The 8649-nt window shown below is 46.0% G+C and carries 7 protein-coding genes; 3 read left to right on the top strand and 4 right to left on the bottom strand.

The genetic code is table 11. The annotated features are described in order from the left end of the window. From U9Q77_12060 to U9Q77_12075, 4 genes are all read right to left on the bottom strand, one after another. Nucleotides 1-903: efflux RND transporter permease subunit (locus U9Q77_12060; protein MEA3288092.1), on the bottom strand; the 903-nt coding region annotated here is incomplete at its 3' end. Between the two features lie 14 nt (nucleotides 904-917). Next, the gene (locus U9Q77_12065; protein ID MEA3288093.1) at nucleotides 918-1967 is read right to left on the bottom strand and encodes an efflux RND transporter periplasmic adaptor subunit; all 1050 of its coding nucleotides are present in this window, start codon (nucleotides 1965-1967) and stop codon (nucleotides 918-920) included. Then, entirely contained in the window at nucleotides 1967-3409 is a 1443-nt protein-coding gene (locus U9Q77_12070; GenBank protein MEA3288094.1) for a TolC family protein, read from the bottom strand. Before U9Q77_12070 ends, U9Q77_12065 begins: the two co-directional genes overlap by 1 nt. After that, nucleotides 3402-4031, bottom strand: a complete 630-nt coding sequence (locus tag U9Q77_12075; protein ID MEA3288095.1) for a TetR/AcrR family transcriptional regulator — start codon at nucleotides 4029-4031, stop codon at nucleotides 3402-3404. Before U9Q77_12075 ends, U9Q77_12070 begins: the two co-directional genes overlap by 8 nt. Before the next feature lie 111 nt (nucleotides 4032-4142). Between U9Q77_12075 and U9Q77_12080 the strand changes: the two genes are divergently transcribed. From U9Q77_12080 to U9Q77_12090, 3 genes are all read left to right on the top strand, one after another. Beyond that, nucleotides 4143-5081 (top strand): histone deacetylase, encoded by a 939-nt coding sequence (locus tag U9Q77_12080; GenBank protein MEA3288096.1) that lies wholly within the window; start codon nucleotides 4143-4145, stop codon nucleotides 5079-5081. Between the two features lie 219 nt (nucleotides 5082-5300). Further along, nucleotides 5301-6716, top strand: coding sequence for a DASS family sodium-coupled anion symporter (locus tag U9Q77_12085; GenBank protein MEA3288097.1), 1416 nt, complete (start codon nucleotides 5301-5303; stop codon nucleotides 6714-6716). 354 nt (nucleotides 6717-7070) lie between these two features. Then, the gene (locus U9Q77_12090) at nucleotides 7071-8648 is read left to right on the top strand and encodes a ChaN family lipoprotein (GenBank protein MEA3288098.1); all 1578 of its coding nucleotides are present in this window, start codon (nucleotides 7071-7073) and stop codon (nucleotides 8646-8648) included. Nucleotide 8649 lies beyond the last annotated feature (1 nt).

Consider the following 8649-nt stretch of genomic DNA (forward strand, 5'->3'; position numbering starts at 1 on the left):
GGTAGCTTCGATGGCTTCAGTAGCCTCAACTATATGAGCACCCGGTCGTTTGGTGATCAACAAGGTGACACTATTCTTGCCCTGATACCTGGAATAGCTGGAGGGGGTTTCGTAACCGTCTATCACCGTGCCCACATCCCGAATACGTTTGATATTTCCAGTGGCATCCACACCGAGAATCGTATTCTCAATATCATGGATCTCAGTAAATTTTCCCACTGTCCGCACAAAAATATCCTGATTCTTCAGCTTCACAGTTCCACCTGGAAAATTCAGATTACTGCGTTTCAAAGCCATGAGAACCTGAGGAATACTCAGATTATTGGCCAACAACAGATCAGGGTCAAGCTCAACGGCCACTTCACGCTCTTCACCACCAAACATTTCGACTTGATTGACACCGGAAACCCTGGCCAAACGATCTTTGATCAACTCAGCCTGGGTCCGCAGGATATGGGGGTGAAAATCCCCGTATATATTTAAAATACTAATGGGTGAATTAGAAAAGTCCACATCCTGAACCGTAACATTCTCGACCTCATCGCTCAGGTCAGGGATGGCTTCATTCACTTGCTCCTTCAGATCATCCAGACTGGTTTCCATATCCGCATCTGTAGAGAATTTGATTGTAATAAAACCAACATTCTGAATGGCATACCCAACGATCTCTTCCACGTCCTGCAGTTGAGCCAGTTTTTCTTCAAGTGGCTTCAGAATCTCCATTTCTACTTCAGAAGGAGCCGCACCCACATAGGTTGCAGACACAAAGGCATAAGGTATTTCAACATCGGGAACCAGTTCCAGTGGCAGCGTAAAATAGGCAGCCATACTGGCAATAAAAATCAGCAGCGCACCAAACATGACCGCTTTAGGGTGATTTATGGCCTGTTTTGATAGTTTCATGAAGCGTCCTCCCCCTACTCCACGATGTCCAGAAGGGTACCATCCTGCACATCATTGTACCCCTTAACGATCAAGATATCACCAGGGGAAACCTCGGCATGGATAAATACTTCCGAGCCTGATAATGCACGGATCGTGACTGCCTTTTGAACAGCCAGGCTGTCTTCTGCGACATAAATGAATTGGCTGGTTCCATCATCCTGAATCAGATTCAAGGGGACAACCAGGGCTGCCTTATAGTATTCTAGAACAATCCGAACATCAGCTATCAAACCCAGTTTCAAGCCACTAACATCACCGATCAGGCGTACCTCAACATCATAGTTATTTGAAAAATCCTTGGGTGCCATGCCAACCCGAAGCACTTCGCCGGTGAAGGTGCGATCCGGGAAAGTTTTGAATGTGACCTGAGCCTGTTGCCCCGATCTGATCTGGCCGATCCGGGCTTCCGGAACGGGAACTATTATTTTTAACTGATCCATATCAGCGAGAACGAAAGGTGGCTGCATGGCAGAACCGGGGGCAACCAGATCTCCCACATTTAAATTTTTTGTGACGATCCAACCGCTGAAGGGTGCACTGAGAACCGTATTCTCCATGGCATTCTTCGCCTGAGTAAAGCCAGCCCTGGCATTGTCCAAACCAATTCGAGCCATTTCAAACTGGTCTGATGAGATCACCTTTGAACTATATAAGGAACGGGAACTTTCCAGATCGCGTTTGGATTTCTCAAACATGGATCTTGCTTGCGTGTACATGGTTGCATAAACATCCGGTTCTATACTAGCCAGCCGTTGATCCTGCACTACATGATCACCCACTTGAGCCCAGATGGAATCAACCTGTCCGGCTGATTGGAACAATAGCATGACCTGGTTTTCAGAGACCACCCGTCCGATACTATGGTAGTCGATCTGGAAGGGTTGATACTGAACTGGAGTGACGGCTACTGGTACTCTTTGCACGATCTGCTCTTTGGTGTCTGTCTGTCCACTGCAACCTGCCAGCAAAAGCCAGCTGGTGGCCATTATAATTATCATCGTAGCTGTTCTGATACTTCCCATTATTCTTCTCCAAGAGCACGCGTTAATGATGCCCGTGCACTGTTATATTCAAAATACGCCTGATAAAGTCCCAACTCAGCCTGATCGCTGGCCGATTGAGCATCCAACACCTGAAGTTGACTGGCCATCCCTTGTTGAAAAAGACGTTGGGCCATATCCACTCCTTTATGAGCTTGTTTGACACCCTTACGACCGGCTTCGATCTTCCGGGATGATTCCACAATACTGAGATAAATATTCTTTAGTTCGAGGAGCAGGTTTTCCCTGACATCCTGTTGCTGATATTCAGCTTTACGGTGATCAGCACGGGCTTTCTGAACTCTGGCTGTAGAACCGAAACCGTTAAATAGCGGGAGGTTAATACCAAGTGCCAGAGATGATGACTCTCTGAATTCAGCCTCCTCATAGCTTCCATCATTAAAGGGTAGCATCTGCTGAAAAGAACCTGTCAGTGCAACCGAGGGCATGAACTCGGCCTTGACCATGAGAATATTCTCTTTCATCAGTTGCACATTCGAATTTAGTTGATCAAGTAAGGGTTGATTGGACAGTAATCTCTGTTCCAGATCAGCCAGTACCAGATCACTTTTGATCTCGACCTCAAGTTGGCCAAGGGTCTTGATATCCTGTTGAATGCTCAGTCCGCAATTTCGTTTGAACGCTGCCAGAGCCAGGGCGCGCATCTTACGTGCATTACTGACCCGGGTGGTCTGGTTGGCGACTTGCACATCAGCTCTGATCACATCAAATTCGGCTGTTTTCCCCTGGGCATAAAGAGCTGAAACATTATCTAAATTCTGTTTCATCACTTGGAGAGACTGTTCCATAACAACGGTCATTCTATCAGCCAGGAGGGTCTGGTAAAAAGCTTTTTTTGTGTTCTCAATAACAGAAAGGCGGGTGACTTGAGCAACCGAATTAGCCAGATCGCCATAGACATTGGCTCCTCTGATCGCGGCGATCACCCTTCCTTCGAACAACGGCTGCGTGAGATTAAAACCGTACACCATACTATTATCCGTGCCAAAGGCCAAATTCACAGGCACAAGCTGCACACCGGTCATTTGCAGGTTCATCCCTGGTATAACATTCCCATTGGGATCGGTGAATGGAACTGGATTACCGGATGCATCGGTTAGCGGAACCGGATTTCCGGCAGCGTCAATGATCCCAAAGGGTACTGGAAATGACATGGGCTGTGAAGCAATGGAAAAGCTGTGAGAGACTTGTCCATAAGCGGAAATAACCGGCAAAGCCGAAGAAAATGCCTCTTTGCGTTGAGCTTTGGCTTTGGTCAGATCTTCCTGAACATTTTGCATGCTTACATTGTTCTTCAAAGCCAGGCCAATGGCTTGCTCCAGGTTTAATTCCAATGTTTCAGCATAGCCCCCACTACCAAGCATACTGAAAATAACTAAAAGGATTCTTAGATATTTATGCATGACTTGCTCCATATAAAAAGATGTCGACGATTTCCTTCGGATTGATCTCATCTTTCTCAATCTCGCCCGAACTAAGCCCTCTAACCTGTCCATGGATCATCCCAAGCAAGTAATTGGTATAAGATTTTGCTGATCCTGGTTTGATCCTATTGGTATCTATGGCTCGTTGGAATTCTTTCACGAGCATATTGCTAAGCTTCAACTTTTCTTTATACAATCCAGAGTTGTTCATGTGCGTCATTTCTTGGACAATATTTCTATGCTGGGATACCATAAGACGCATGTAGTCTTCGTTTTGATCATAATAATCGAATTGCGCAATTACAATAAGACTGAGACGCTCAATCACATCGTCAACATCACGTAATTGATCCTGGAGATATCTTTGGGCATCTTCAATCGCAAACTTGATACTGGAAAGTAAAAGATCACCCTTATTCTCAAAATAATTGTAGATCGTACCCTTTCCGAACTCAGCCAAAGCAGCTACATCCTCAAGCTTTGTTTCGTTGAACCCATTTCTGGCAAATAAGTGTACAGCTGCCTCGATGATCTCGTGACGGTGTCGTTGTCGCTCTCTGTCTTTACGACTTAGTGTATCTGAATTTGAATTATTATTCATAATATGACTCCTTGGTCATATTTAAACTCCGAAAGTCCTATTTACAATAACTAAAATCATTTCCACTGTATGCTTTTGTGAAAATTATATTGCCAATTACCTGTGACGGGCATGAGATTTGAATATCTTCAGCCCATGATAAATATTTTCTATACCGATCGGTTCCTGCAACACGATACCGGATTTGGTCATCCTGAAAGACCTGAGCGACTGAAAGCTTGTGTTGAGGGCATCCAAAAGAGTAATCAGATCAGCGAGATCAAATGGGTCGCACCACGCCAAGCCACACCTGAAGAACTACAATTAGTTCATACTAAAGCCCATATTCTTAATGTCAAGAATACTGCCGAACGTGGTGGTTTTAGTATGGATCCGGATACGATGGTAAGTCCTGAGAGTTATGATATCGCCCTGCGTAGTACTGGCGCCTGGCTGGACGGTGTGGATCATCTGGTTGATCAAAAAGAATCATCTTTCGTTCTCTCTCGACCACCTGGCCATCATGCTGAGGCAGACCATGCCATGGGGTTTTGCCTGTTTAACAATTGTGCCATCGCCGCTAACTATGCCATGTATGTTAAAGGCATAGATCGGGTTGCAATTCTGGATTGGGATGTCCACCATGGAAACGGGACCCAGCACACTCTGGAAGCTGAACGAAATATGGCCTACTGCTCCCTGCACCAATGGCCCTATTTTCCCGGAACCGGGGCAGAATACGAAAAGGGTGAGTATAACAATGTTTTGAATATACCTGTATCCATAGGTTCTGGAAAAGAAACCTACTACTCGGCCTTTGATAAAAAGGTACTTCCCTTTCTCAAAAGTTGGGAACCGGAACTCCTGATCGTCAGTGCCGGCTTTGATGCCAGCAAGAACGACCCAATAGGTGGCATGCAACTCTTACCAGAACACTTTGCTGAATTTACCAGATATTGCTTGGATATCACACCGCATCTCCTGGTTGGCCTGGAAGGTGGCTATGATCTCACCGATCTGGCAGATTGCTCCCGGGCAGTGGCTGAGGTCCTGATCGAGCATGAACGCTAACAATAGGATCCATACCTTGCGTGGATTCTAAACCCCTCGCAAGGTTCCTAACTCCCAAAATGCTAGATACTAGAAGACCAGGCTCCGCTCTGAGAGCTTCGCCCTGGCAAGCAGGCCACAATAGCAGGGTGTTTGGAATATGCTAGATACTAGAAGACCAGGCTTCGCTCGGCGAGCTTCGCCCTGGCAAGCAGGCCACAATAGTAGGGTGTTTGGAATATGCTAGATACTAGAAGACAGGCAGCTCGATTAATAGGGAAATTGGAGATCTCTTCCACCAGGAGTCTGGCAAAGCTGGTGATATCCGCCTTGGTTGCGGCAGTCATTACTTTTCTTCCGAATTACACAGGACTCGAACCAGCTCCCATGTGGGCGCTCTTTATCCTGCTCTTTGCCGCTGGTTTATGGGTTAGTGAAGCTATCCCGGCCTTTGCAGTGGCCATCCTGATCATCGGTCTGGAAATCTTGATCCTGGGTCGTCCAGGTGGTGTTTTTGCCACTGGAGCCAAGGACTGGCAAATATTCATTGCTCCCTGGGCCAGCCCCATCATGTGGCTGTTTATGGGCGGCTTTGTCCTGGGTCAAGCAGCCCAAACCACTGGGTTGGACCGCATGATGGCCCGTTTCGTCTTGCAAGGTTTCGGTACCCGCCCCTCCATCATCCTCCTGGGCGCCATGGGTATCACCTTTCTATTTTCCATGTTCATGTCCAACACAGCCACAACTGCCATGATGATGTCGGTCATGGCTCCCGTCATCGCCGCCCTGGACAAGAAGGACCCTTTTGCAAAAGCACTCTTGCTAGGTATCCCTTTTTCGGCCAATGTGGGTGGCATGGCCACTATTATTGGTAGTCCACCGAATGCCATTGCTGCCGGACTTTTATCTGAAAAGCACAATATTGATTTTATCCACTGGATGATGGCTGGATTACCACCTGCCCTGATTTTATTCTTTATAATTTGGCTCTATCTGAAATTTGCTCATCCTTCAATGAATAAGAGTCTGGATCTACGCGGACTGGAATGGGAAACCCGCACGGGGTCATTGCTGCCCATGTGGAAACGGCTCCTGGTTTTCCCGGTTTTCATGGTGACTGTTTTACTTTGGATGACCGGCCCCCTGCATGGCATGCCTACTGCCGTTGTATCTTTTCTACCCATTACCATTTTTGCAGTAGCGGGAATTCTGACCATCACAGAAGTACGTCGTCTCCAATGGGATGTATTATTGCTACTGGCTGGTGGGTTGTCATTAGGAGTGGCCATTCAAAAAACCGGTTTGGCCGAATGGCTGTTAGGTTTACTACCCATTGGATCGCTGGGTCTGATGGCTCTGGCATTTCTGCTGGCCTATATCACCACATTGTTGTCCAATTTTATGAGCAATACGGCCGCCACCAATATCCTGGCGCCGCTGGGAATGGCTGTGGCAGTTGGATTTGAGCCCTTTATTGTCATCCCCCTGGCCGTTGGCGCTTCGGCCGCGATGTGCTTACCGATCTCGACACCTCCCAATGCCATTGCTTTTGCAACAGGCGACCTTAAATCCACTGATTTTCTAAAAGGTGGACTGCTTATGGGAATTCTGGGACCAGCCGTGGCTGTGATCTGGATTTTCTGGTTGTTGGGATAAAGATCATCCGTGTATAATCTGTGTCTGAAAATTATTTATTTATTTTGGACAGGGATGGATGGAGACAGGTTATTAAGCTGGCCTGAGATAGCCGGTTGCATCAGGAGTCATCACCTCGCAGCAGTGTAAGTTCTTTTGCCACGAAGACATCCATCTTCGCTGGAAGAGCTACGCCGGACAAGCAAAGGCTCAAAGAGCCATTCAGGGAATTTATAGAACATAGTGCCTTAGTGACTTTGTGGCTATATATGAAAATATACTTACGGATAACATGGGCCGGGTTAATAGCCCATAATCTTTGTATCATTATGTGCTAATAATATTAGATTTTTCGAAAATTATGAGGAAAAGAAAATGAGAATAAAAACGATGACAGCTCTAATGATTATTTTCTTGATCAGCAGGATTGTTGCAGCTGATCATATTGATGTAGATAGATTACCTCTGGGAGATGAATCCAAGAGATATCATTATGTCAAGGCTGAGCTCAATAAAATTCTTAATACCGATAGCAACGTAGTGGTAGACAAAGAATCAATGATTGATGATCTTGCTTCAAAACGGATCGTTATGGTGGGAGAAACACACACAGATCAATCTCATCATGATATGCAACTTGATATCATCCGAGGTCTCCATGAAAGAGGCAAAAAGGTTATCCTGGCCCTTGAGATGTTCAATCCTGCCCAAGACTCACTTCTGGCACAATGGACAGCAGGAAAAATGACCGAGGATGAATGGTTGAAAGCTGATGGATTTTTTGTTTCCTGGGGACACAACTACCGCTACTATAAGGAAATATTTGACTATTGTCGCGACAATGACATCGCCCTGAAAGGTGTGAATGTACCCTCAAAATATGCTTCTAGAATAAACAGGGTTGGTATTGCCGGACTTTCTGATGAGGAACGAGCTGCCATTCCAGATATCCATCTCGAAAATCAGGAACATCGTTTTTATTTTGCTTCGGCAACTCAAGGAATGGATGCTACTATGCCAAGCTTTTTTCCCAATATGTATGCCGCCCAAAGCCTTTGGGATACTGCCATGGGAGAAGGTTCCATTAGACATGCTCTGGCAAATCCAGACGCTGTTGTTGTAACCCTGGCCGGAAGTGGCCATGTCGTGTATAATTTCGGTATCGGACGGATTATTCAAGATCGTTCAGAACTGTCTTTTGCATCAGTAGTAGCTGTTGGCGTGGATGAAGAAGTTGAAGAATTTGGCATGATGAAAGTGCGCCGCCATCTGGAAAAAGAAAAAGCAGACGACGAAGCAGCAAAACATAAAAAGGCTAAATCAGGTTTCTTTAAGAGACTGTTCGGTGGCAAAAGGGATAAGTCAGATGCAAAAGTGGCGGAGATGCCTATCGTCGAAAAGACCAAACCTGCCATGGCTCATGCGCCCATGAAAGATACACCGGGTAAAAAAGGAAAAATGCCCTCAGGGATGCCTGGTATGCCCCCCCCGACAAGTTCAGAGACGGCTACAGTCGCTAAAAAGGAATCTGGTGGCATGCCTAAATCTCAAAAATCAGCCATGTCAATGCACATGGGTATGGGCATGGAAGACAGCACCCCTTATAAAGTCGTCACCCGTTCTTTAGCAGATTATATCTGGGGCAAGCCCTTGATGACTCAAGAACTATATCCATCGTTAGGATTTTCAGCAAAAATGCAGGGAATTGATACGCTGCTCATCACTCGCGTTTTACCCGAAACTATCGCCTGGGAAAATGGCCTAAAAAGAGGCGATCTAATTCTAGCAGTTGATAATAAATGCTTTACGAATATCATTGATTATCAGATCTACAAGACCTCTAAAAATTGGGATGATGATATTACCTTTTCCCTGATCCGTGATGGGAAGAAAAAGACACTCAGATTCAAGATCGAACCGCTGGAGGAAGATTGTCCCTGCGCTAAGGACTAAT

The organism is Candidatus Neomarinimicrobiota bacterium (assembly GCA_034716895.1).
GTDB lineage: Bacteria > Fidelibacterota > UBA8477 > UBA8477 > JABMPR01 > JABMPR01.